This is a genomic window from Bacteroidales bacterium (genome assembly GCA_014860575.1).
Classification (GTDB): Bacteria; Bacteroidota; Bacteroidia; order Bacteroidales; family JAAYJT01; genus JAAYJT01.
The window spans coordinates 1-25,423 of sequence record JACZJK010000026.1 but is presented as its reverse complement, the minus strand read 5'-3'; the positions used below and the strand labels follow the sequence as shown (position 1 = coordinate 25,423).

Annotated in this window: 25 protein-coding genes and 1 tRNA gene; 6 read left to right on the top strand and 20 right to left on the bottom strand. The window is 41.9% G+C overall.

Going from position 1 to position 25,423, the window contains the following annotated elements; translation table 11 throughout:
• Positions 1-85: 85 nt before the first annotated feature.
• The 12 genes from IH597_06975 to IH597_06920 form a co-directional block, all read right to left on the bottom strand.
• Positions 86-868, bottom strand: coding sequence for an RNA methyltransferase (locus IH597_06975; GenBank protein ID MBE0662193.1), 783 nt, complete (start codon positions 866-868; stop codon positions 86-88).
• Between the two features lie 53 nt (positions 869-921).
• A complete protein-coding gene (locus IH597_06970; protein MBE0662192.1) occupies positions 922-1,371 on the bottom strand; it encodes a 50S ribosomal protein L9 in 450 nt (149 codons plus the stop codon).
• A gap of 12 nt (positions 1,372-1,383) precedes the next feature.
• Positions 1,384-1,656: a 30S ribosomal protein S18 gene (locus IH597_06965; GenBank protein MBE0662191.1), complete on the bottom strand. Its 273-nt coding sequence runs from the start codon at positions 1,654-1,656 to the stop codon at positions 1,384-1,386.
• Positions 1,657-1,685: 29 nt separating this feature from the next.
• Complete coding sequence (locus tag IH597_06960; protein ID MBE0662190.1) at positions 1,686-2,045, bottom strand: 30S ribosomal protein S6; 360 nt, start codon at positions 2,043-2,045, stop codon at positions 1,686-1,688.
• 149 nt (positions 2,046-2,194) lie between these two features.
• Positions 2,195-3,343: a UDP-N-acetylglucosamine 2-epimerase (non-hydrolyzing) gene (gene wecB / locus IH597_06955; GenBank protein ID MBE0662189.1), complete on the bottom strand. Its 1,149-nt coding sequence runs from the start codon at positions 3,341-3,343 to the stop codon at positions 2,195-2,197.
• A 141-nt stretch (positions 3,344-3,484) separates the two neighbouring features.
• Complete coding sequence (gene radC / locus IH597_06950) at positions 3,485-4,183, bottom strand: DNA repair protein RadC (protein ID MBE0662188.1); 699 nt, start codon at positions 4,181-4,183, stop codon at positions 3,485-3,487.
• A gap of 86 nt (positions 4,184-4,269) precedes the next feature.
• On the bottom strand, positions 4,270-4,521 hold the full coding sequence (locus IH597_06945; GenBank protein ID MBE0662187.1) for a 30S ribosomal protein S20: 252 nt from the start codon (positions 4,519-4,521) through the stop codon (positions 4,270-4,272).
• Between the two features lie 24 nt (positions 4,522-4,545).
• Positions 4,546-4,617, bottom strand: a tRNA-Glu gene (locus IH597_06940).
• A 66-nt stretch (positions 4,618-4,683) separates the two neighbouring features.
• Positions 4,684-5,457, bottom strand: a complete 774-nt coding sequence (locus IH597_06935; GenBank protein MBE0662186.1) for a PorT family protein — start codon at positions 5,455-5,457, stop codon at positions 4,684-4,686.
• A gap of 48 nt (positions 5,458-5,505) precedes the next feature.
• Positions 5,506-6,234, bottom strand: coding sequence for a bifunctional demethylmenaquinone methyltransferase/2-methoxy-6-polyprenyl-1,4-benzoquinol methylase UbiE (ubiE, locus tag IH597_06930; GenBank protein MBE0662185.1), 729 nt, complete (start codon positions 6,232-6,234; stop codon positions 5,506-5,508).
• Positions 6,231-7,250 carry a D-glycero-beta-D-manno-heptose-7-phosphate kinase gene (locus tag IH597_06925; protein MBE0662184.1) on the bottom strand — a complete coding sequence of 340 codons (1,020 nt, stop codon included), beginning with the start codon at positions 7,248-7,250 and terminating at the stop codon, positions 6,231-6,233. The genes ubiE and IH597_06925 overlap by 4 nt, the downstream gene beginning before the upstream one ends.
• A gap of 72 nt (positions 7,251-7,322) precedes the next feature.
• Positions 7,323-8,525 carry a pyridoxal phosphate-dependent aminotransferase gene (locus IH597_06920; protein ID MBE0662183.1) on the bottom strand — a complete coding sequence of 401 codons (1,203 nt, stop codon included), beginning with the start codon at positions 8,523-8,525 and terminating at the stop codon, positions 7,323-7,325.
• A gap of 185 nt (positions 8,526-8,710) precedes the next feature.
• On the opposite strand from IH597_06920, the gene IH597_06915 reads away from it, so the two are divergent.
• A complete protein-coding gene (locus IH597_06915) occupies positions 8,711-9,232 on the top strand; it encodes a hypothetical protein (GenBank protein MBE0662182.1) in 522 nt (173 codons plus the stop codon).
• A gap of 156 nt (positions 9,233-9,388) precedes the next feature.
• Entirely contained in the window at positions 9,389-10,327 is a 939-nt protein-coding gene (locus IH597_06910; protein ID MBE0662181.1) for an EamA family transporter, read from the top strand.
• Positions 10,328-10,403: 76 nt separating this feature from the next.
• Here the strand turns inward: IH597_06910 and IH597_06905 are convergent, their stop codons facing one another.
• From IH597_06905 to alaS, 3 genes are all read right to left on the bottom strand, one after another.
• The gene (locus IH597_06905) at positions 10,404-10,910 is read right to left on the bottom strand and encodes an RNA polymerase sigma factor (GenBank protein MBE0662180.1); all 507 of its coding nucleotides are present in this window, start codon (positions 10,908-10,910) and stop codon (positions 10,404-10,406) included.
• A gap of 363 nt (positions 10,911-11,273) precedes the next feature.
• The gene (locus tag IH597_06900; protein ID MBE0662179.1) at positions 11,274-12,152 is read right to left on the bottom strand and encodes a MerR family transcriptional regulator; all 879 of its coding nucleotides are present in this window, start codon (positions 12,150-12,152) and stop codon (positions 11,274-11,276) included.
• Between the two features lie 210 nt (positions 12,153-12,362).
• Positions 12,363-14,975 carry an alanine--tRNA ligase gene (alaS, locus tag IH597_06895; protein MBE0662178.1) on the bottom strand — a complete coding sequence of 871 codons (2,613 nt, stop codon included), beginning with the start codon at positions 14,973-14,975 and terminating at the stop codon, positions 12,363-12,365.
• A gap of 149 nt (positions 14,976-15,124) precedes the next feature.
• On the opposite strand from alaS, the gene IH597_06890 reads away from it, so the two are divergent.
• A complete protein-coding gene (locus IH597_06890; protein MBE0662177.1) occupies positions 15,125-16,096 on the top strand; it encodes a M23 family metallopeptidase in 972 nt (323 codons plus the stop codon).
• Between the two features lie 11 nt (positions 16,097-16,107).
• Complete coding sequence (locus IH597_06885; protein ID MBE0662176.1) at positions 16,108-16,467, top strand: MerR family transcriptional regulator; 360 nt, start codon at positions 16,108-16,110, stop codon at positions 16,465-16,467.
• A gap of 12 nt (positions 16,468-16,479) precedes the next feature.
• Here the strand turns inward: IH597_06885 and rfaD are convergent, their stop codons facing one another.
• Positions 16,480-17,445 (bottom strand): ADP-glyceromanno-heptose 6-epimerase, encoded by a 966-nt coding sequence (gene rfaD / locus IH597_06880; protein ID MBE0662175.1) that lies wholly within the window; start codon positions 17,443-17,445, stop codon positions 16,480-16,482.
• A 273-nt stretch (positions 17,446-17,718) separates the two neighbouring features.
• Between rfaD and IH597_06875 the strand changes: the two genes are divergently transcribed.
• Positions 17,719-19,665: a T9SS type A sorting domain-containing protein gene (locus IH597_06875; GenBank protein MBE0662174.1), complete on the top strand. Its 1,947-nt coding sequence runs from the start codon at positions 17,719-17,721 to the stop codon at positions 19,663-19,665.
• Here the strand turns inward: IH597_06875 and IH597_06870 are convergent.
• Genes IH597_06870 through IH597_06860 form a run of 3 tightly spaced genes read right to left on the bottom strand, consistent with a single transcriptional unit; the run spans position 19,653 to position 23,478 of the window.
• A complete protein-coding gene (locus tag IH597_06870) occupies positions 19,653-20,687 on the bottom strand; it encodes an RluA family pseudouridine synthase (GenBank protein ID MBE0662173.1) in 1,035 nt (344 codons plus the stop codon). The genes IH597_06875 and IH597_06870 overlap by 13 nt on opposite strands.
• A gap of 14 nt (positions 20,688-20,701) precedes the next feature.
• Positions 20,702-22,633 (bottom strand): T9SS type A sorting domain-containing protein, encoded by a 1,932-nt coding sequence (locus tag IH597_06865; protein MBE0662172.1) that lies wholly within the window; start codon positions 22,631-22,633, stop codon positions 20,702-20,704.
• A 2-nt stretch (positions 22,634-22,635) separates the two neighbouring features.
• On the bottom strand, positions 22,636-23,478 hold the full coding sequence (locus IH597_06860) for a PASTA domain-containing protein (protein MBE0662171.1): 843 nt from the start codon (positions 23,476-23,478) through the stop codon (positions 22,636-22,638).
• A 198-nt stretch (positions 23,479-23,676) separates the two neighbouring features.
• Here IH597_06860 and IH597_06855 point away from each other — a divergent pair, with 198 nt between their 5' ends.
• Entirely contained in the window at positions 23,677-24,699 is a 1,023-nt protein-coding gene (locus tag IH597_06855) for a D-alanine--D-alanine ligase (protein ID MBE0662170.1), read from the top strand.
• Here the strand turns inward: IH597_06855 and IH597_06850 are convergent.
• Positions 24,674-25,288, bottom strand: coding sequence for a non-canonical purine NTP diphosphatase (locus IH597_06850; GenBank protein ID MBE0662169.1), 615 nt, complete (start codon positions 25,286-25,288; stop codon positions 24,674-24,676). The two genes, IH597_06855 and IH597_06850, sit on opposite strands and share 26 nt — an antisense overlap.
• Between the last annotated feature and the right edge of the window lie 135 nt (positions 25,289-25,423).

Genomic DNA, 25,423 nt, shown 5'->3' with positions numbered 1-25,423 from the left:
GTGTTAAGATTATTAAATTGTTGGGTGACAAAGTTAATAAAAGTAAGGTGGAAAAGCTAACTTCGCAAGCAGAAATTTTCAGGCTCTAGTTTTTCAGGAAGTTCTTTCTGAATTCCCAGCAAAGTATTGCTGCTGCAACCGCGGCGTTTAGCGACTCAGGACGTTTGGTTCCGGAGCCGTCATGTATGAGCGCAGGAATGCGAACCGGATGAGTAATATGCGATAGCAAGCCGGGAGAAATACCATGCGCCTCGCTGCCGATTATAATAATACCATTTTTTGTAAGCACTGTTTCGGTGATTGGTTCGCCCCCAAGCAATGAGCCGTAAACAGGTATTTCTGAACGCAGTTTTCCGAGGGTCTCTTGTAAATCGAGATAATGAACATTCACCCTGGCAATTGAACCCATCGTTGCTTTCACAGTTTTGGGATTGTAAAGATCAACAGTTTCTGGTGAGCAAATTACATGCTTAATCCCGAACCAATCGGCGGTTCGCACAATGGTACCTAAGTTTCCCGGATCGTTAATGTTATCCACCATGAGTACGAGCTGCTCCGATGCTGTGGTCGGATCAAAAAAAGGTATGGGAATATACAAAACAGCCTCTGCCTGGTTTGGCGTTTTCAATGTGCTGATACGTTCGAGCTCATTCTCGCTTGCCTCAAAAGCCAGGATTTCCATTTTGACAATCAAAGGCTTATGTTTTTGTAGCCATTCACCGGTCGCAAAGATAGAATGGAATTTTAGGTTACTTTGCAGTAATTCCTCAACAAGAGTATCGCCTTCGGCAATAAAACAACCGTGTTCCTTCCTGAACTTTTTTTGTTGTAACGAGCTGATAAACTGAATTTGACTGCGACTGAGCATAAAAAAACCCGGTTTGGTTAAACCGGGCTAAAATAAACATTTTGTACGAAGGATTATTCAGCAACCACCTCAAATTTGATGGTAGCCTTCACATCCTTGTGCAAATTAACTATGGCTTCGTAGCTACCGAGTTCTTTGATTGAATCGCCGTCAAGTTTGATCCGTTTGCGGTCAACATCATAATCAAACTGTTCCTTAAGGGCTTCGGCAATCTGAAGGGCGTTTACTGAACCAAATATCTTGCCGGTTGTAGCAGCTTTGGCGCCGATGCTGAGCGAAACTTTTTCAAGTTTTGCAGCAATTGCTTCAGCTTCGTTTCGGGCCTTACTCTCTTTGTGAGTTTTTTGTTTCAGGTTTTCGGCATTCACCTTGCGGTTTGTCTTGTCAGCAACGATGGCAAGTCCCTGTGGAATCAGGAAGTTTCGGGCATAACCATCCTTCACGGTAACGATATCGCTCGCGTAGCCCAGGTTCTGAATATCTTGTTTTAAAATAACGTCCATGATCTCCTCCCTCTATTTTAATAAGTCAGCAACATAAGGCAATATAGCAATGTGCCTGGCGCGTTTTACGGCCTGGGCAACTTTTTTCTGGTACTTGGTAGATGTACCGGTAACACGGCGTGGTAAAATCTTACCCTGCTCGTTGATGAACTTCAGGAGGAAGTCGGCGTCTTTGTAATCAATGTATTTGATGCGGCTTTTCTTAAAGCGGCAATACTTTTTCTTTTTAATATCTACGGCTATCGGCGTCAGATATTTAATATCGGCATTTCCTTGTGCACTCATTTTTAACAGATTTTAGGTTCAATAAAATTTTAGGATTCCACAGGTACTTCAACTGCGGCTGCTGCTTTGGCGGCCCGTTTCTTTTCATTGTAGGCAATGGCGTGCTTGTCGAGCGCAACAGTGAGGAAGCGCAGGCAACGTTCGTCGCGTTTGTACATTACTTCCAGATCGGCTATTACGCTGCCTTCGCCGCGAAATTCGATAAGGTGAAAGAATCCTGTGGATTTTTTCTGAATCGGGTAGGTGAGCTTGCGCAAGCCCCAATCGTTTTCAAAAACGATTTCCGCCCCTTTTCCTGTTAAAAAATCTCTGACTTTTTTTACCGCTTCCTTCATCTGATCTTCAGACAAAACGGGAGTCATAATGAAAACGGTTTCATACTGTCGTATCATTCCAACAAAAATTAAGGTTATTGATATTTATTAATTGCTTTTCCTTCAGAGCAAAACACCCTTTTGGAAAATGAGGTGCAAAGGTAGAAAATAATTTGATTGCAGCAAGATGTTCATAGAAGATAAACAATGGAATAACCAGAAGCCTATTTGCTGAAATTCTGTAGAATCTCTCCACATATAAACTCTGCCGCCCTGCCATCGCCAAAAAGTGAAGGATAAGACTTCGGAGGATCGTTCATAAATTGGTTGAAAGCATCAAGTATACTTTTCGTGCTGGTCCCAGCGAGGATTGCACAGCCATTTTCAACAATCTCAACCCATTCGGTTTCATTACGTAGGATAATACAGGGTTTTTGAAAAAAGTATGCTTCTTTCTGAACCCCGCCCGAGTCTGTGATGATCATGGAAGCATTTGTTTCAAGCATAGTCATATCAAGAAATGATACTGCCGGGATCATCTTTAGTTTTTCGTTTTTTGTAATCTTTGACTTCAGGTCAGAATCCCCAAGCTGCTGAATCATTTTGGCAGTTCGCGGATGAAGGGGAAGTACAATATTCAGGTTGTAAAGCCGCGTAATCCCGTCAAGTGCAAGCATAATCTCTTCAAGTCTTTGCGGGTCGTCGGTGTTTGCTGGCCGATGCAGAGTAGTTAAGATGTATTTTTCGGGTTCGAGTATTAAATCTTCAAGAATAACAGAACGCTGCTTTGCAATATTATCAAAAACCAAAGTGTTGTCGTACATTACATCACCGCAATGAAAGATACCAGGATTATCCGGTGTATAAGGCTTGTCGTTTTGTGGGTTGAACCCTTCTTTTATCAGGTTGCTGTAGCCAGCCATGGTTGGTGAAAAAAGCAATGTAGAGCAATGATCACAAACAATTCGGTTGATCTCTTCGGGCATTGATTTATTGTAAGATCGTAAACCTGCTTCAATATGCACGACCGGAACCTGTAATTTAGCAGCAGCCACAGCGCCTGCCAGCGTAGAGTTGGTATCACCGTATAATATTATGCAATCGGGTTCTTCGATCAGGATCACGCCTTCTATTCCTTCCAACATCTCGGCAGTTTGAACCCCATGGCTGGCCGAACCGACCCTAAGGTTATAATCAGGCGCAGGAATCTCAAGTTCATTAAAAAACACCCTGGACATGTTATCATCGTAATGTTGCCCGGTATGCAGTATCACTTCCGTGATCCGATCACTGAAAGAATTCTTTATTGCACGGCTCAATGCGGCAGCTTTGATGAATTGTGGCCTTGCGCCGATTATTGTTAGTAGCTTAATCATTTAATTTATTTTTAATTCAAAATTCAAAATTCAAAATTCGAAATTCAAAATCCTCTGTTTTAACTAGATAAGGAACAATGTTGAATCCAGAATCTTGAATCTTGAATCAAGAATATTGAATCTTGAATTTCTTGAATTTTAAATTAATCCTTCATCAGCAAAACTATAGTAATTATTCTCACCGGCAATGATATGATCCAGCACTTTGATGTCGAGCAGGTCACCGGATTGTTTGATTTTACGGGTCAGTTTAATATCATCTTCACTTGGGCGCAGGTTTCCTGAAGGATGGTTATGCGCCAAAATGATGTAACACGCGCTGTGATCAATCGCAATTTTGAAAATCCGTTTTGGGTCTGCAACAGTACCTGTTATACCGCCATCACTTATATTTTCTTTGCGAATTACTTTATTGGCACGGTTAAGCAGCAATATCCAGAATTGCTCGTATTGGCTCTCGCCAATCAGGCTTTGCACAATTTCGTAAGCATCCCTGCTGGTGCTTATAGAGGGTTTCTGCAAGGAATCTGCGGCACGGCGTCTGCGCCCAAGTTCAAGGGCTGCAACGATTGCTAAGGCTTTGGCTTCACCAATCCCTTTGAACTTCGACAGACTCTTTACATCAAGTTTTGAAAGTTCAACAAGGTTGTTTTCTACTGAACTGAGAATGCGTTTGCACAGATCAACGGCTGATTCTTCTTTATTGCCCGAAGAAATAAGGATGGCAAGTAACTCAGCATCGCTGAGAGCACTTTTTCCCTTTAGTAAAAGTTTTTCGCGTGGGCGTTCGTCTTCGGCCCATTGACGGATGGATGGCTTTTTGTCGTAGGTTTCCATGGTGATGGTTTTAGAATGCTAAAATAAGAAAAAGGGTCATTATGTTTCCATAATGACCCCCCCAAACAAACCATGGAAAAGAATTACTATAGAGAATTCACCTTCCTGGTCAACTTTGACTTAAGGTTAGCAGCTTTGTTCTTGTGAATGATATTCCTTTTTGACATTCTGTCAATCATGGAAACTATTCCCGGAAGTTTTTCGCCTGCTTCCTTTTTGTCCGTCATTAAACGGAATTCCTTAATTGCGTTACGCATGGTACGGGCATAATACCTGTTGTATAATCTCTTTTTCTCAGTTGCCCTGATGCGTTTTATTGCTGATTTGTGATTTGCCATTGCTTATTCTTTCTAACTTTTTTGTAGCCCGTAGGGGAATCGAACCCCTGTTACCAGGATGAAAACCTGGCGTCCTAACCCCTAGACGAACGGGCCGTTTTGTTTCGGGACTGCAAAAGTAGTACTTTTTTTAAATCCACAAAACATGACCCCCAAATTTTTTTATTCAAATGTGAACGCCAGGGTGAAAATCTTAGATCTTAACTGATCAATGCCTTCTGTATAAATGATGTTTTCCTTTTTAAGCAGGTTTCTCAAGCCGTATGACATCCTGATTTCGGTTCCAAATTTAAAATACTCGTTATAAAAATCAAATCCAACGCCAAGGTCGAAGTAAATATCATTTCTGAAAAGCTTGATTACTGTTCCATCCGTTTTCTCACTTCGCCGGGCATCAGAAATAAGGTCAATAGAATATTTTGGGCCAGCGATCAGATAACTGCGGATATTATTTAATCGTTTGGATTTATATTTTACAAGCAGTGGAAAATCAACAAAAGTGGATTGTATAGGCTTCCTAACAATAATGTTTTCCACAACGCCCTGAAACTCTCTTTCAATAAGATATTCCAAATTGCGTTCGCCAAATGAAAGCGAAGGGATAAAACGCAAATCGAAATAATTGGCCAGACGCAGGTTTGATACAATTCCAATGGTAAAGCCCCAGTTTGGGTTGGATTCAACAGTATTTAACCTTGCCCAATCGGCGGGTATATCAGGTGTTTGCTCGGGGGTGTAAATTGTGTGGGTGTATAAAGGCATATGTTCAATTGAGAACAACATCTGGTTGATCCCAAGTGTGAAACCAAAATTATAGGGCTTGTGATCGAAATGAATAAGATTATGTGGTCTCTTGGTTTGTGCTGAAAGCTCGACACAACTTTGGATTACAAGCAAAGAAAACAAAAACAGGACGGGCTTTTTAGGAATCATCATTTACTTTTGGATAATGTAATGATTAACGGCCTACTTGTGATTTTATTTTTACGACTTCGCTGCAACATAAATACTGGCAATCCCAAATGTTAACGGATAGGTTTTCACACTGCTAAAACCTGCTGTTTCTAACTCAGCGGCAAAAGCCTTGCCATGTGGAAAAGTTTCAACTGACTCAGGAAGGTAGGAATATGCGCCCAAATCGCGGGAAATCCAGCGTCCGAACCGCGGGAGAAGATGCTTGAAATAAAACTTGTATAGCTGTTTTACAGGAAAATATGATGGCATGGTGAACTCAAGCACGGCAATATTTCCATTGACTTTGAGCACTCTGTTAATTTCTTTCAGGCCTTTTTGCAGGTTTTCAAAATTTCTGACCCCAAAGGCTACCGCAACAAGATCGAATGATTTATCGCTGAAAGGTAGTTTCTCAGCATCAGAATGTTTAAGGGTGATTTTTTGATCCAGCTTAAGCTTCATCAGCTTTTGCTGCCCAAATTCCAGCATTTTTTCTGAAATATCCACGCCGGTAATTTTTTCAGGATTTATCATAGCCAGTTCAATGGCAAGATCTGCTGTGCCGGTAGCAACATCAAGAATAAGGCGTGGCTTAAAGGTTCTGACAATTTTTACAAGCCGTTTTCGCCAGAGCCGGTCAATGCCTAAAGATAAAAAATGATTTAAAAAGTCATAACGGTGAGCGATGCTGTTAAACATCTGCTGTATCTGCTCCTTTTTCTTTTCGGGTGCAACCTTCGTATTGGAGGCCTGGTTCATACGTTTCCCCCAATGTCTATATTCAACACTTCACGAAGCAAGCGATCTTTATCAATAGGAACCACACCGGAATATTCGCAAACTATTCCACCGGCAAGGTTCGCAATAAAGGCCATAATATAAGGTTCAACACCAAGGGCAACACCAATTGCTGCAACGCTTATCACTGTATCTCCGGCTCCTGAAACATCCGAAATGGATCTCAAATGTGCGGCAAGGATATCTACCTTATATTGATCATGTTCTTTGAAACGTACTACAAGGCCCTCATCGCCAAGCGTTACCATTACCATTTCAAGTTGTTGATTTTCCTGTAGTAATGCAATACTTTCAATCAGGGATGTTTTATCAGAAGCATGGAAATTGGTTTTCAACCCTTCGCGCAATTCTTTCAGGTTGGGTTTAAACAGTTTCACTCCCCGGTAGGTTTCAAAATTCTTTTTCTTTGGGTCAACAACCACGGGTATATTTCTGGTTTGTGCCAAACCAGTAACTTTTTCGATAAGTGATTTTGTGAGAACTCCCTTGTTGTAATCCTGAAGAACTATGACCTGTATTGTTTTCTCCCGGATCACAGATGAGATATTTTCAAAGAGCAAGTTTTCAATTGCTGGAGTTAAGTCGCTGGTAATCTCTTCATCAACCCGCAGCATCTGGTTCTTATTGCCAATAATGCGGAATTTGGTTGTTGTAATCCTTTCCTGGCTTTCAAGTATTCCACTAGTATCAAGGTTTTCTTTTGCCATCAATTCAAGGAATTCCTGGCTTTTACGATCTTTACCGATCACTGAAAAAAGCAAAGGGGACGCACCAAGCGCTTTGATGTTGAGGGCAACATTGGCAGCTCCGCCGAGCATATTTTTCCTGCTTGTAAGCGACACAACCGGCACTGGTGCTTCAGGCGAAATCCTGTCAACCTGTCCATATAAATATGCATCAACCATCACATCGCCAATTACAAGCGCATGAACATTGCTGAAGTCATCAAAGATTTGCCGTAGCAGGTTATGATCAATCAAGGTTCGGAAATTTAAGTTTTATAACAACGATTTTCAACAGAATGTTTTTCCAAAAAAGACTCAGCAAAGCTAACTCAGCTTATCAAGCGCTTTGCGAATACGCGCAACTGCCTCAATCAATTGCTCTTCGGATGCGGCGTATGAAATCCGGATGCAATTTGGATTTCCGAATGCAGAACCTGGTACAAGTGCTACATGAACTTCGTTCAAGATATAATCACAGAGTTGATCGCAGTTTTCAATTTTCTGCGAACCATGCATCTTGCCAGTGTATGCAGTGAAATTAGGGAACACATAAAATGCCCCTGGAGGTTCATTAACTATTATATTAGGAATTTCACGCAGCAGCTTGAGTACAAGGTTACGCCGATTGAGAAAAGCCTGTTGCATTTCTTTCAAATCCTTCGATTCATTTGGATCGGCAAGCAAAGCGGTAATAGCAGCACGCTGTGAAATGGTGCAAATGCCTGATGTAACCTGCCCCTGCAATTTGTCGCAAGCCTTGGCAATTGACAGCGGACCAGCCATATATCCCAGACGCCAGCCGGTCATACTAAAACCTTTTGAAACACCATTGATCACTATAACCTGGCCTTTGATGCTATCAAACTGTGCAACACTCTCGTGCTTGCCTGTAAAGTTTATGTGTTCATAAATCTCATCAGAAATAACATGTACGCGCGGATATTTAACCAAAACATTAGCTAAGGCTTCCAGCTCGCTCTTTGTATAAACTGAGCCTGAAGGATTACAGGGACTGCTGTAAATCATCAGCTTGGTAAGGGGTGTAATAGAAGCTTCAAGTTGTTCAGGTGTGATCTTGAAATCCTGGCTGATAGGAGCCTCAATATATACCGGAACTCCTTCAGCAAGTTTTATGAGTTCTTTATATGAAACCCAATAAGGAATCGGAACCAGCACCTCATCACCAGGATCAACAAGAGAGAGAATAACATTTGCGATGGAATGCTTGGCCCCTCCTGAAACGATGATTTGTTCCGGCTTGTAATCAAGATTGTTGTCGCGTTTAAGTTTTTGGCAGATTGCCTCCCGGAGTTCCAGATATCCTGCAACCGGCGGATAATGCGTAAAGTTTTGATCAATAGCGGTTTTCGCTGCTTCCTTAATAAATTCGGGGGTGTTGAAATCGGGTTCGCCAATGCTGAGATTTATGACATGATGCCCCATAGCTTTTAACTCCCGGCATTTGCGAGTCATGGCAAGGGTTTCCGATTCTGAAAGATTGTTTATCCGCTGCGATATCCAGTCCATATTCTGTAGTTTTTGATGAGTTGATGAAAGGGCAAATGTAAGTAAAAACAAGTAAATTGTTAATGACATTATATGCCTCTAAATATTTAGCCATTGCTTTAATTGAAATGATGATGAAATGGCCATTTCAAACTATTTAGCGATATTTGCCACCGAATTGAAAACTGTAAATCAGATTCCTGGCTATGCTAATTTTTCTCGAAATCTTAAAATATACTCTTCCGGCGGCTATCATGTTGCTGGCGGTATATCTGATAATTCACAGATTTTTTAAGCATGAAGCTTTGAAGTTTGAAAATGAGCGTCACCGGGCCATGCAAAAAGAAATTTTTCCGGTTCGCATGCAAGCCTACGAGAGGATAATTTTGTTGCTCGAACGCATTTCACCTAACCATCTGATTTTGCGTATCAGCCAACCGGGTATAAACGCCCTGCAGTTTCAAGCTTTGCTGGTTCAAAACATCAGGGATGAATTCGACCACAATTTATCACAACAACTGTATATCTCAAGTGGAGCCTGGGAATTGGTACGAACTGCGCGGGAAGAGATGATCAGGCTGATAAATTCTGCGGCTGGCCAATTGCGTGGTGATTCGCAGGCACATGATCTGGCCTCCAGGCTTCTCGAATTACATGCTTCTCTTGAACATGATCCGGTTGCCAGGGCGATTGGAGCTGTTAAAGAAGAGGCGGGAACATTTTTGTAGAGTAGCAAGGAGCGAAGGGCTTAGAGCAAAGGGCAAAGCGGCTTGCTCTACAATCGTATGATCATTGTATGACCATCGCTCCACTACTGTTTGACCATTGTATGACCATTGTTTGAACACTGTATGAACATTGTATAATTTTCGGATGACCAAAAAATGACACCAAATCCATTAACCAATAACAGAAGGGCAGCAATTTCAGGAGCCATAGCTATCTGCTTTGCGGCAGCAATGTGGGGTGTTGATGGCATCGTACTCACGCCAAATCTTTACAACCTTGATGTTGGGTACGTGGTATTTATGCTACATCTGATTCCATTCACAATCATGAATATTTTCCTGTTCAGGGAATACAGGCATGTAAAGGAATTTACAAGGGCTGATGTAGGAATTTTGTTATTGGTTGCCTTGTTCGGAGGAGCTATTGGTACACTATCCATAGTGAAAGCACTTTTTTTAGTCGAGTTTAAGAAACTGAGTATAGTAGTTCTTTTGCAGAAAACCCAGCCAATTTTTGCAATTGCTCTGGCAGCCATTATGCTCGGCGAAAGGCCACGCAAGGGGTTTTTTATCTGGGCGATTCTGGCTATATTTGCAGGCTACTTTTTAACTTTTGGGTTCAAACTTCCGGATGTAGAAACAAATAGACAGACAATTTATGCTTCTTTGTTTGCACTGCTTGCTGCAGCTTCTTTTGGAAGTGCAACGGTTTTTGGGAAAAAAATTCTGAACCGGTATTCATTCCATACAGCCACTTTTTACCGCTATGGCTTTACTACTGTACTTATGTTGATTTTTGTTATTCTTACGAACCAATTTGAACAATTGGCGTTGACAACCACACGTAACTGGCTTATTTTCTTCATCATAGCATTTACCACTGGTTCTGGGGCCATTTTCCTGTATTATTATGGTTTGAGGCACGTGCGGGCTATGGTTGCAACAATTTGCGAATTATGTTTTCCCCTCACAGCTATACTCCTTGATTATCTCATAAACAAGCAGCAATTAACAGCAGTACAATGGATCAGTGCATTAATACTGATGTTTGCCATAGTTATGCTGAACCTAAGGCACGCTTCAGCAGAGTCATAAATAAAGTGTTGCAAAAAAAAGTCCGGTTATAGGCTAACCGAACCTGATCAGATTCATAATCCTAAGAAATTCACACTTAATTCTGAAATTCTTTAAGAGCTTCCATCAATTTTTTGCGGGTAAAGAAAATGCGGCTTTTCACTGTGCCTATGGATAGATTCAGCTCATCAGCAATCTCCTTGTACTTATATCCGGCAGTATGCATTTCAAATGGCAATCTTTGCTCTTCATCCAGTTCAAGGATGCTGGCATGGATTTCCTTGGTTGAAAGTTCGCCCTCAGGTGTAAATTGCTGCTCTCTGCGTGGAACATTCAGATAATAAAGATCCTTGGTGGAATCAACAATAGTGCTGGCTTTTACATTGCGCCTGTAATTATTAATGAAAGTGTTCTTCATTATTGTGTATGTCCAGGCTTTCAGATTTGTATTCTCGGCAAACTTATCCCGGTTGGTTAAAGCTTTAAGGTATGTATCCTGAATCAGGTCGTCAGCTTCTTCGGAACTTGAGGCAAGAGTATTGGCAAAAAATTTAAGGCTGCTATGCAGATTGATTAATTCGAGGTTGAATTCGATCGCTGTCATAATGGTTCGGGATTTGATTAATAATTTTGTTTGTTTAAATCTTGATGAAGCAAAGTTAAACACAAAGTCAGGTTTCCGGGTATCAAAAACTGTTAAAAATTTGTTAAAAAATATTGTACGTCATTATTTGACTGATTCCATGCTTGTTACATCTATTAAGAATTACTTCACTTAGTTCATACAAAAATCATGCATATTAAACAGTAGATATTAATCATAATTTTATAATCCTATTTAATAGACAGTTAAGTAGTTTTATGCGACTACATGTTTCGTGACAGGTTGTCGGTGTCATAATCCTGATACCATTAAATCGTACTCAGGTATGCTTTTGAAATAAAAAAAATGGAAATGCCCGCTAATCTATACGGAAATAAAATCAGGGATATCGCTCGGGTTCTCAAGAAGGATGATGTTTTCAGGCAGGCTGATTAGATGCTCGCGGGTTTGCAATCCTGTAATAAAGATTACGACATCAGGGAGGCCTCTTGACAGAGTATTAATCAGATAAAGGTACTGTTCGTTTGTTTGTGCTGCAGTGATTACAGTGAGCATATAATCCGGAGCCTGGATTTGTGACACTTTTTTTAAATCCTCGATGGGAAGTGATTGTCCGAAATAAAGCACTTTATGACCATGCTTTTTTAACATGTACCAGGAAAAAAGAAGACTTAATTCATGCAATTCGCCTGGCGGAAGAAAAAGAATGAATTTCTTAGCCTCAGGCGATGGGGTTACCATCAGACCATCAATGGCTGCAATAATTTTTTGGCGGATAAGATTTACAATAAAATGCTCCTGTGCAGGATTAATGGTGCCAACTAACCAGAGTATCCCGACTTTTTCGAGAAATGGATAAATGATACCTGTAACCGCATTTTCGAAACCGAGTTTTATTAGGGCATTGGAAAGAACTTTTTCAAACTTTTCTTCATTTAGCTCCATCATAGATACAATGAGGTGCTCGATCTGAAGATTATAATCATTTGAACTCTCTGAAATATCCATCACTTTTTTACTCAACTCATCTGTCGACATCTTTACGATTGAAGAAATCCGGTAACCATAGCGGTTAAGCATAGAAATATTCAGTAGCCTTTTCAGATCATTGTCAGAATAATAGCGGATGTTTGTTGTGGTACGTTCGGGAGTTACAACCCGGTAGCGTTTTTCCCAGATACGAATAGTGTGCGCTTTGATCCCAGTTATTTTTTCAAGATCAGTGATGGAATAGTTAACCATTGATGTCTGCTGGTTTTGTGTTGATGACTTTTGCCCTATGGAAAGGATTAGTAGTAAATATTTGAGATGTTTAATCGTATCACGACTTATCAGTAGTAATGCATAAAGGTTAACAATTCTTTAATGAAAAAGTTTGTAAAACTCAATAATACCCTCAATATACCAGACTTTACATTCTTTTGTATCACAGCGATTCAGCAATGCTGAAGTTTAATCTTGGAGCATCTGACGAATTTTATCGAATGCAATGTCAATGCCTATGACATTTTTCCCGCCTGCGGTTGCAAAATAAGGTTGCCCTCCTCCTCCACCCTGGATTTCTTTCGCTAACTCCCTTATCATTTTACTTGCATCAAGTTTGCCTTCAGCAAGCAAATCCTTACTTATAATCAGGCTGAGGTTTGGTTTTGAATCTTTTACCGAACCTAATAACATTACCAATCGCTCCCCGTTTTCCTTCAGATCATAGGCTAATTCTTTAATAGCATTTGCATCAAGCTGTGTGGTTTGCGTTACAAGATTCATATTATTAATAGGGATGGCAAGCGCTAAAAGCTTGTCTTTCTCAATTTGTGCAAGCAAACTATCCTTTTCAGCTAACTGTTTTTGCAACAGGTTGTTCTGATCCAACAAATTCTTAAGTCCCTTGAGTGGATCGGCAGTATTTTTAATCAAGCCAGCCAGTTCATCCAGCAAAGCAATCTTGTTTTCAATATATTCGTCAGCTTTTGTGGCAGTTACAGCCTCAATCCGCCGAATGCCAGCCGCAATTGCACTTTCCGAGATGATCCGGAACAATCCGATTTGCCCGGTAGCAGAAACATGAGTTCCTCCGCAGAGTTCAACGGATTCGCCGAAACGGATCACACGGACCTCTTCACCATACTTTTCACCAAAAAACATCAAGGCGCCGATTTTCTCAGCATCATGCCGTGGCATGTTGCGGTGTTCGTCAATCGGAAGGTTCATCCTGATCTTCTGGTTCACAAACGCCTCAACCGCTTTGATCTCTTCCTGGGTCATTTTACTGAAATGCGAAAAGTCAAAACGCAGGTAATCCGGCCCCACGTACGAACCTTTCTGCTCAACATGCGATCCCAGAATTTTACGCAAGCCCTCGTGCATTAAATGTGTAGCCGAGTGATTATTGGCTGTGAGCGTCCTGCTTCCGACATCAACAATCGCATCGAAGACAGGTTCCGGCTTTGCTGGAAAAGATTCAAGAATATGAATTATCAGGTTGTTTTCTTTGCGGGTGTCAATAACCTGATAATGGACGCCATTCTGCTCGAAGAAACCTTTGTCGCCAATTTGCCCTCCACTTTCGGGGTAAAAAGGAGTAATGTCAGTGATGGCATGAATAAGATCCTTTCCTTTGGATTTGACTAAACGATACCTTAAAAGATTCACCTGTGCCTTGGTTTCATCCCAACCTGTGAACCTGGTTTCGCTTTCGTGGCTCAGCATGATCCAATCGCTGGTTTCCACAACTGCGTCATTGCGCGAACGTTGCTTCTGAAGGCTGAGCTCAGATTCGAATTGCTTCATGTCAACTTCAAGGTTCTCTTCGCGGGCCATGAGTTGGGTCAAATCAATCGGAAAACCATAGGTATCATAAAGTTCAAAAGCAAACGATCCTGAAATTACACCACCATGTTTCTCTTCCCTGGTGTAGTTCTTAAACCGGTTGATTCCGGTGGCCAGGGTTCTGATAAATGAAGCTTCTTCTTCATGAATTACCTTACTTATAATTTGCTGCTGTGATTTGAGTTCTGGAAAAAAATCACCCATTTCTCCAACAAGTACTGGAAGAAGTTCGAAGATAAACGGCTCTTTGCGTTCAAGATAACTATATCCATACCGGACTGCCCGGCGCAGTATCCTTCGGATCACATAACCGGCTTTATTATTCGACGGAAGTTGACCATCAGCAATAGCAAAGCTTACGGCTCTGAGATGGTCAGCAATAACGCGCATGGCAATGTCTGTCTCGGTTTTGATTCCATATTTAAAACCGGTAATTGACTCAATTTTACGGATTACGGGTTGAAAAACATCGGTATCGTAATTTGATTGTTTATGTTGCAAAGCCATACACAATCGTTCGAAACCCATACCTGTATCCACATGCTGAGCCGGCAGTGAAACCAGCCTGCCATCCGATTGGCGGTTAAACTGAATAAACACAAGGTTCCAAATCTCAATAACCTGTGGATGCCCTGTGTTTACTAAGTCTTTTCCTGGAACCAGAGATTTTTCAGAATCACTTCTTAAGTCAATATGAATTTCTGAACATGGGCCACATGGACCGGTATCGCCCATTTCCCAGAAGTTATCCTTTTTGTTTCCTTTAAGGATTTTATCTTCGGTAACAATTTCATTCCAATAACCGAAAGCCTCTTCGTCCCATAGGATTCCATCGTGTTCATCGCCGCCAAAAACGGTAACGTACAAATGCTCAGGCGAAATTTTATACACCCCTGTCAATAATTCCCAGGCCCATGCAATGGCTTCTTTCTTGAAATAATCGCCAAAAGACCAATTGCCAAGCATTTCGAACATGGTGTGGTGGTAAGTATCGTGCCCCACTTCTTCGAGGTCGTTATGCTTTCCTGAAACGCGAAGGCACTTTTGCGTATTCACCACCCTCTTGTACTTTGCCGGGCTATTGCCAAGAAAGATATCCTTGAACTGGTTCATACCGGCATTTGTAAACATCAGTGTCGGGTCGTCCTTAACCACCATCGGCGCCGAAGAAACAATCTGATGGCCCTTGCTCTCAAAGAATTGCAAAAATTTTTTTCTTACCTCAGATGAGTTCATAGAGTTAAAAATTCGTAAAATAATGGCTGTTAATAGGTCAGTTTTATCAAAAACTTGCAAAGTTACTTTTATTTATTAATTTTGTGACCCGAGGGCAATTCTCATTCCTAATTTTGCGAACCCATTATATTCTCCAATAATTCTTTAGGATGGCTAAAAACAGGTATCGTTTCAACAACAAAACACTTGAGTTTGAAAAAGTACAGGTTACATCTAAAGACCGACTTCGCCGGTTTTTTTCACACATGCTTACCGGAGTAGTTTTCGCTACAGTTGTAATTGTTTTTGCCTATAATTTTCTTGAGTCGCCCAAGGAAAAGATGCAGCATCGTGAAATTGAGAACCTGAAACTGAATTACGAAATCCTTAACGACAGGCTTGATCAATTGTACACTGTGCTCGAAGATCTGCAGGACCGCGACGATAATATTTACCGTGTAATTTTTGAGGCCGAACCGGTTCCCACCTCCATGCGTAAAGCAGGTTTCGGTGGAACAGACAGATATGCAAGACTCAGCGGATTTGCTCATTCGGATATTGTTGTCAACACAGCCCAGAAGATTGATATCATCAGCAGCAAACTTTATGTTCAGTCAAAATCTTTCGACGAAGTATTTGATATGGCTAAGAATAAAGAAAAACTGCTTGCTGCACTTCCGGCCATTCAACCGGTAAGTAATCGTGATTTGCGCCGCATTGGTTCATTTTATGGCTACCGTACCGATCCGTTTTACAAAATCAAGAAATTCCACGAAGGCGTTGATTTTACTGCGCCGGTTGGAACCGAAATTTATGCTACTGGCGATGGTGTTGTTACCAAGGTTGAGCGTTTGAAAGTTGGATATGGAAATTATGTTGTGATAAATCATGGGTTTAGTTATGAAACCCTGTATGCCCATTTATCAAAATTCAACGTTAAAAGAGGTCAGCAGATCAAACGCGGACAAGTTATTGGCTATGTTGGCAATACCGGGAAATCAACTGCCCCGCACCTTCATTATGAGGTTAGGCGTAATGGTAAGCCGGTCAACCCAATTCACTTCTTTTACAGCGATATCACACCCGAAGAATACGACCAGTTGATTGAACTCTCAGCCCGCCCTGGTCAAACGATGGATTGATTTTTTCAAAGATGCCCCGCTCTAAAAAACAAATTGAGAAAATGTATTTCACCATTGGTGAGGTAGCTAAACTCTTTGGGGTTAACACGAGCATGATCCGCTTTTGGGAAAATGAATTTGAGATCATAAAACCACAGCGAAATAAAAAAGGCAACCGCTTGTTTACCCGCACTGATGTTGACAACTTCCATCTCATCTTCAACCTGGTTAAAGAAAGAGGTTACACCTTGCAAGGTGCAAAAGAAAAATTAAAAAACAATCCACAGGACACTCTCCAGGAATTTGAATTGGTGAAATCCCTCAAGGTAATGCGCGAATTCCTTACTTCTATTAAGGACGAACTGGATAATCTTCAGAAGGAGGCAAGGTAGTTCCTTTAATTATTAGAAGTACAGCTTTTTCTCGAGGTAATTTGCAACATAGTCCTTTATCCCTTCTTCAAGAGTATGGAAAGCATGCTTATAGCCGGCCCGGCGAAGCTTATGCATGTCAGCTTCAGTAAAATATTGGTACTTGTCGCGGATATCAGCTGGCGTGTCAATATAAATTATGTTTTCTTCTGAACCTGCAGCAACAAATGTAGCCTTTGCAAGATCGGCAAAACTACGGGCTTTACCGGTTCCAAGATTGTAAATACCTGATTCGGGTTGCGTCCGCATTAAAAACATCAGTACCTCAACCACGTCTTTCACATAAACAAAATCGCGGAGTTGCCCTCCATCAGCAAAATCAGGATGATGCGACCGGAAAAGATTCACTTTACCGGAATTTTTCATCTGGTTGTAAGCATGAAAGATAACACTGGCCATCCGGTTTTTATGGTACTCGTTTGGTCCATATACATTAAAGAACTTCATCCCGGCCCAAAAAGGTGGCATTTTCTTTTGCTTCAGAACCCATTTATCAAAGTCATTTTTTGATTTGCCATAAGAATTTAAAGGCTGAAGCTTTTCAACCAGTGAATGATTATCGCTGTAGCCATGCTCACCCTGTCCATAGGTAGCTGCTGATGAAGCATAAACAAGCGGGATGCCAGCATTGGCGCACATTTCGAAAATCATTTTGGAGTAATTCAGGTTCAGTGCGTCAAAAATATCCTGATTGACTTCGGTTGTATCGGTTCGGGCACCAATATGAAACACGAAGCGCACATCGCCCTGATGTTGCAGTAACCAGTGGTGAAAATCATTCCGGTTGACCAAACACCGGAAACTCTTATTTTCAAAATTACTCTGCTTGCTTTGAGTTGAAAAGTCATCAACGAGCACAAGATCATCAATCTTATCCTCGTTCAGCCTGCCAACCAAAATACTGCCTATAAATCCCGCTGCGCCGGTAACAATAATCATTTCCTAAGGTATTGAGTGAAATTCAAATGAGTAATCAGAACCATGCAAAAATACATAAACCGTTTGTAATGTATTGGATTCATTATGCGATCCGTATGTGTTAACAAAAACGATCATTAGCGAAATAGCAACTTTAAGAAGGTTATTGGCTGAACCATGGTGGTGAACCATTACAACCCATCGAAACCAAAAGATATGTTTTTGCAATTTTCAACGTTATCGTTGATAATTGCTACTTTTACCCTCAATTTTCTAATCAATCTTTGTTCATACATGACCAGATCGTTTAAACACTTTGCTGCAGCCTTGAAATTGATACTCATAAAATCAGTATTCGTATTTGCCTTATTGTTACCATTCCTTGCTGCCGCGCAGATCAGTAGTGGTGGTATCCCTCCGGGGTTCATACAAAAATCGGATGATCCAACAATTCAAACAGTAATGGTTCCTGCTCCGGAAACCGAAACCTTGCTCAAGGAAGATGAAGAAGCGGGCAAATGGGGTGTAGCCGAAAGAATAGGCGTACTCCTGCCAATTCAAATTACGCCTTACAATAATGGAGTCTGGAAACGTCTCCCAAATAACAGCAAGCAATGGCGATTGCTCATCGGCTCTGAAAAAGCAAAGCAATTATCATTATATTTCGAGGATTTTTATCTCCCACAAGGGTGTGAGTTATATGTTTACAATGTTAAAAGAACCAAACTCATTGGTGCCTTTACTCAGCAAAATAATCATGAAAGCGGCCTATTCGCTACAGAGCTGATTTCCGGCGAATCGCTGATCATTGAAATGGTTGTTCCTGCTGATGTGCCAGAACAACCTTCATTCACCATCACGGATTTGTTGTATGCTTACAAAATTGAAAACAATGATCTAAAACAGTTTAGAAGCTCCGGTTCATGCAATGTTAATGTAAATTGTATCGAAGGTTTCGGTTGGCAGGATCAGAAAAGAGGAATCGTAAAGATCAATTCGCGTGTGGGAAGTACCGTTTTCAGATGCTCCGGTAGCCTTTTAAACAATACCCGCTTTGACTACCAACCCTATCTTTTTACCGCCGATCACTGCGCCCGCTCAGGTTCTACCTATGCTTCCGAATCTGACATAGGCCAGTGGGTTTTTTATTTCAATTATGAAGCCAGCGATTGTCCGACACCGATGATAGAACCACCAGCAGTATCGCTCACAGGTGCATCACTTAAAGCCAATATAGGCGGTGGTAATTCGTATATGGGAAGTGATTTCTGCCTTGTACTTCTTAACAATGAATTACCGCCGGCAGTATTACCCTATTTCAACGGATGGTCAAGAGTTGACTCTTCTTCACCGTCAGGCGTTGGTATCCATCATCCTAAGGGAGACATCAAAAAGATTTCAACATACACTGAACCTTTGGTTTCGAGCAACTTTAACTCCAATACTCCAAACATGTACTGGCAGGTGAGATGGAGCGAAACACAAAACGGACATGGTGTTACCGAAGGAGGTTCTTCGGGATCGCCAATTTTTAATAATGAAGGACTGATTGTGGGTCAGCTTACGGGTGGTGCGGCTTCCTGCACAAACCTGACCGGTGCGGATTATTATGGGAAAATTGCCAAATCATGGGAGTCAATGGGTGATACACCGGACAGGCAGTTAAAATACTGGCTGGATCCTGATAACACAGGGGTGGAAAAACTTCAAGGAACTTTTAATGTATTGCAGGTGGTTTCTCTCTTCCTTGCAGATACCAGTGCTTTGCAGGCCGGCCAGAGCATTGGTTTCAGAGACATCTCAATTGGTGAACCCACTGAATGGAAATGGATTTTTCAGGGTGGCGAACCTGCTGAGGTAACTGGCAGAGATCCGGGTCATATTACTTACTATACCTATGGGGATTATGATGTTACCCTGATTGTAAAAAACGAGTACAGCACCGATACCCTGGTTCGTGAAAATTATATAAATGTTGTTCCGGGGATGTTTCCAAATCCGGCCAACGACAATGTGACCATGCTTTTAGGCAACCATGATGATGAGGAGTTAATATTTCATGTAACTGATATTACCGGACGGCCAGTAACTTCATGGCAGTACGGGATTAAGAACCTATATTCGATAAACCTGAATACATCAGAGCTAAAACGCGGGGTTTATATTGTTACTATATCGCGCAACAATGGCTCTACCAGCAGGCACAAACTAATTATTGACCGGCAACTCTACTCCAACTGATGGCCTGAAATGGAATACTTTCTCCATTTATCTATTGCGGCTTGCATGTCCGCTGGCAATTCAGAATCAAAATGCAATTCCTTTCCAGTAATGGGATGTTTGAATCCAAGCGATTTTGCATGCAAGGCCTGCCGCGGAATCAGATTGAAGCAATTCTGAACAAACTGCTTGTATTTTGTGAAAGTTGTTCCTTTTAGAATTTGGTTCCCACCATATTTTTCATCATTAAACAATGGATGCCCGATAAAACGCATATGCGCCCTGATCTGGTGAGTTCGTCCGGTTTCAAGCTGGCACTCAAGCAGGGTCACATAGCCAAAACGCTCCATTACATTATAATGTGTGATGGCCGGTTTACCATATTCACCATCCGGATAAACGAACATGACCCGCCTGTCCTTGGCGCTGCGCCCAATATGTCCTTCAATTGTGCCTTCATCCTCTGCAACATCGCCCCAAACCAAGGCGATATATTTCCTTGCTATAGTGTGCTCGAAAAAGTCGCGTGCAAGCCGTGTTTGAGCAAGTTCATTTTTTGCTACCAGCAATATTCCACTTGTATCCTTGTCAATTCTGTGAACCAAATAAGGATAGGTTCCCTCACCATAGTTTTTCTGCTGGAAATAAAACAGCAGTGCATTCACCAATGTTCCTGTAAAATTCGCATATCCGGGATGCACAACCATTCCGGCTTCTTTATTCACCAACAAAACATCATTGTCTTCATAAACTATATGAATAGGTAGGTTTTCGGGAATTAGCTCAAACTCACGTGGAGGCTGAGCCAGAACAATGGTTATCACATCGTTTGGTTTGACCCTGTAGTTGGGTTTTACGGCTTTGCCATTTACCAGGATGTTGCCTGCATGGGTTGCAATTTGTATCCTGTTTCGGGTCACATTCTCAAGGCGGCCCATGAGGAACTTGTCCATACGCAACAAACCCTGGCCTTTGTCAACAACCAGGCGGTGGTGCTCGTAAAGATCGGTTTCTTCTTCCAGAAGTTCTATGAGATCGTTCATTTCAGGGATTGCGTTTACCTAAGAACCGTGAAACGCGTAACTCCGGTTTGTTGGCCGCTAATTAAGCGCAACAGATACATCCCGGAAGGCAGGTACGAAATATCCATGCGCTTGCTGATTGTACCTTCCTGCATCAAAACACCGGTCAGGTTCAGGATTTGAAATATGCCTGATCCTATCAACTGCTCATCAATCTTTATATTAATAAACCCATCGCATGCGGGGTTCGGAAAAACGAGCAAAGGAATGCTTGCCGCAAAACCTGGCCCGATGCCCGAAACACCAGTGGTACCCAAAACCGGCCGTATCATCAAAGCGCCGTCAAACATTGAGTTGAACCATGTATCACCCAGAAAATAGAACATTTGCTCGTTGGCTATGTTGTTGCGATCCAACCCAATATTCAGGAGATCGGCAGTGGTTTGTTCCAGACCAACGTAAAACACGAGGCCGGGAAACCCGGCATTGTCAATAAAAATATGCTCGTTGAAATTGTAGGCCCGAAAACCGTTAAGGCCCTCGCCGTATTCAACCCTGTCAAAGAGTTGCTCATAAATAAGATCCCCGGGTTTTCCTCCAATGTCGTTCCAAACCTGAAAATGAAAATATCGCTGGTTGGCATCGTTCAGTGTCTGATTAAAGAAAATGCTCACCGAGGTTAGTGTATCCGGTGAATTCAGGCGAAACTTGTACGCCATCATGCCCCCTGCACTTGACAGCCCATAGCCAGCTTCGGCTGTTCCATCATCATAAGCGTAATAATCGCGGAAAGATTGGGTAAAATGTAAAGTGTCGTTAGGTCCAGGAATATAATTATCCTGGCTTTTCAAAATATGTGTGATCTTGAAGATTGCTTCTTGATCGTTATTTACAGGAAAAACAAAGCTTACTGGCGGCCTGGCAATAGCTGGCTGGCTCACGTAACCTGCATTGGCAAAGGGTTGAAAAGTAAAATTACCAGATTCATAGGTTTGTAAGTGACTGCCATCGGATCGGGTAACAGTATAACTATACGATCCTGTAGTTGCTGCATTATTAAGATTGCTGACCCGCACCCGGAGCGAGTCGCGCATTTCATTCACAAAGTTTTGTTTGTATTGGCGGTAGGGCATTGCCTGATAATTTTTCAGCAAACTACCCGGATTGTTTACCAGGGCTATATCGGGATAAAAAACATCATCGATTGAGCGACCGGCATTGATGTAAATGTAATCAACATGCCAATGATCGCGGTTGCTTTGCCAACTTGGAGCAGTGGGGTAGCGGATGCTGGCAATATTATAGAACCTGAACCTGAATCCTGGTTTTAGGTATGCCGTATCCACAATTGGAATCATAACATTCTTGAAGTACGAACCATGAAGGGCAAAAAATGCATTCAATGTCATCCCCGGAGTGCTCCACACTTTCACCCATTGTTTCAGGGAATCAACTGCATGATCGTGAAAGAACTCAAGTACAAGGGAGTCGCCTTCGGCAGGGGCAAATCCCAGGCCTTCGGGCTGATAATAGAAGCTCAGGTAAATTGAATCCGATGCATCAAGCGCTTTGGGTTCAGGCAGAAAAACAGAATCAAGACGAACTGGATGTGAAGTTAGATAATCAGACCTGAAGCGATTGTCAGAAGCATTTGAATGAAGTTCACCGTTGGCATCAATGGCATCGAATGTAGCCACCCCGGCAGTGATTGGAAATACCGGGTAGTCAGTATTAATAAACACATCATGATCAGTCCAGCGTGCTGAAGCCGGAAAGACTTCCCCGTCAGAAAAATCATCGAAGAAAGGCAGCGTGAGCAGGACATCATTTTTTAATGATGGCTTGCCTTGTGCTGCAATTGCCCCTTTTACCGTTGTATTAACCTGAAGCCCTGTTAAAACTTCCTGCGCTGGTAAAATTCCGACAAGCAGGATGAAGGTTATTAAAATTGTTATTGTACGGATCATAATTAAAAGATAGGATCAGAGTAAATGCTGTCGTTGTATAACAACGTGTCAGGAAGATAAATATGCAACAAGGAGTCAAAATTAAAATCAAGTTCAGCACGGTACCATAAGTCAATCTGTTGGCCCATTTTGAGATATGCATCTGCTTTCCAGGGCGGATTTTGCTTATAGACCCTGGCGTTGCTATCTGCACCGCTTTCAAAAATGTTTGCACCGGTGTTAAGAAAGTTTTCACGTATAAGGTGGTGAGCTTCGGCCTGGGTCAGACCAAGAAGAAATGGAACGGAAATTCTTTCACTTCCGAGGCCCTGGCCAAGTACCAGGTCAATCTGCGAGCCCTTGAGTACGAATGTTCCCGGCGCAATTACTTCGCCTTCAAAAAGTTGTTGCAGAACTGCATTTTTAGCTATATCGGGAATGTATTCAAGTTTGCCAACCAATAAGCCATGCGTTTCAAGCGATGAAACAGCCTGCCGGAAAGTAAGGTCAACCAGATCGGGGATTTGCACTTTTTCAGGAAGAATAGCAACGGTGGTAAGGTAAATCTTCCGACCCTGTTTTACCAATGAATTGGGTTGTGGATCTTGCACAACAATGCTCCCTTTCGGCAGCGAATTATCGTAAACAGAATCCAGCACGACAAATTCAAAATCCTGTCCAATGCGATATTTATCAATATCTGAAAGAGTGAGTCCTGAAAAATCAGGCACACTGAGATGCTTGCCATGCTGTGTGTAAATTGCCAGGCCCTGCCATGCCAGGAATACCAGAACTACTACAATGACAAATGCAATTAAAAGTTGCTTGAAAAAAATCCTGCTGATTAGAAACCGACCCAAACTCATTTTGTGTACTTTTAGTCCGTTTTTCGGCCCGGCAATAGTTGATTGCGAACACACTTAATAACACCAACAAAGCTTTGTTTATTGTCTGACCGGGGCAAAGATATGAATTAAACCAAAGCATTGACCGGACGCCGTGGCAGCCGGCATTAACTGAATTTGTTAACCCATACATTCAACCAATCCCTGAAAAAAGGTATTATGAAGAAAAATATTGCACTCATTACCGGTGGAAGCAGCGGTGAACTTGAAATTTCGCTGAACAGCGCTAAAGTGATCAGCCAACAGCTTGATAAAAACCTGTTCCATGTATTTACAGTCGTTATTCAGGGCAAGGACTGGATATTCCAGGAAGCAACAAGCAGGACTTACGTTGATAAAAACGATTTTTCCCTGACACTCGATGGTAAAAAGTATTTTTTCGATTGTGTGTTTATTGCCATTCACGGCACACCGGGAGAGGATGGCAAGCTTCAGGGATATTTTGATATGCTTGGCATCCCTTACACCGCTTGCGATGTTTACACTTCATCTTTGACCTTCAACAAATTCTTTACGAACCTGGTGGTTGAGAACCTCGGAATTAAAACCGGCAAACTTCAGATCTTAAAGCTTGGCAAAAACTTTGATTCACAAATCCTGGTGGATCAATTAGGATTGCCATGTTTTGTAAAACCCAACAAGAACGGTTCGAGTGTAGGAATTACAAAAGTTAAAAATGAGGATGAGCTTGTACCAGCCATTGAAGAGGCATTCCGGCACGATGATGAAGTCTTGGTTCAGAAATTATTGAAAGGAATTGAAATTACCTGTGGCTTGCTCAGGTATAAGGATGAACTTGTTATTCTTCCGCTTTGCGAGGTAGTTAGCAAAAAGGAGTTTTTCGATTACGAAGCAAAATATACCGATGGCATGGCTGATGAAATTGTGCCGGCACGCATCAGCGACGAGCTGACTAAAAAGTGTCAGGATCTTTCCGCATTTCTGTATGAAAAATTGAATTGCAAAGGCATTGTGCGCTTCGATTATATGCTTTCAGGCGAGGAATTTTATTTTCTTGAAGTGAATTCTATTCCGGGATTGTCACAAAACAGCATTGTCCCTAAGATGGCCAGGAACATGGGCCTTGAAATGAAGGAACTGTTTACTATGGCCATCGAAGAATCCATTCACTGGCATGGAAAACGCCGGAAATACATCAACGGTGTGAATCATAAGTCTTAAGAAAATTAATGAGTTTTTTCACAGCCAGCGCACGATGGCTAATTTGATTCTTTTCATCCAATGTCATTTCCGCGAAAGTTTTTTCAAATCCGTCAGGCACGAAAACAGGGTCGTATCCAAAGCCGCTGCTTCCATGCCTTTCATGAATAATGCGGCCTTCAACCTTCCCCTCAAAAAAATAATGATCCGAACCTAGCACCAGGGCAACAACGGTGCGAAACCGGGCGTTTCTTATTCTCTCATCTTTAAGCTCTTCGAGAATCTTGCTGATGTTATCATCAAAACTCCTGTGCGACCCTGCATAGCGAGCCGAATAAATCCCCGGCCTTCCATCAAGCGCATCAACTTCAAGGCCAGTATCATCGGCAAAGCAGTCGTGCCCGAAGTTGTTTTTGACGTAGAGCGCTTTTTGCAAGGCATTGCCTTCGAGTGTGTCACTGGTTTCGTGAATATCTTCAAAACAATTGATTTCGGCCAGCCCGATAATATTCCAGATTGGGTTTTGCTGCTGAACCATGTTGGTTTGCAGCACAGCGTTGATTTCTTCAATTTTATGCTTGTTCTGTGTTGCGAATACGAGTGTTTTCAAATGGGTGAGGGTTTTTGGTTAATTGGTTAATTGATTTGGAGTGTTGGAGTAATGGAATAATGGAGTAATGGAATAATAATTCAAAATTCCAGATTTTGGATTTTGGATTTTGAGCTTTGGGCCTGGGGCCTGGGG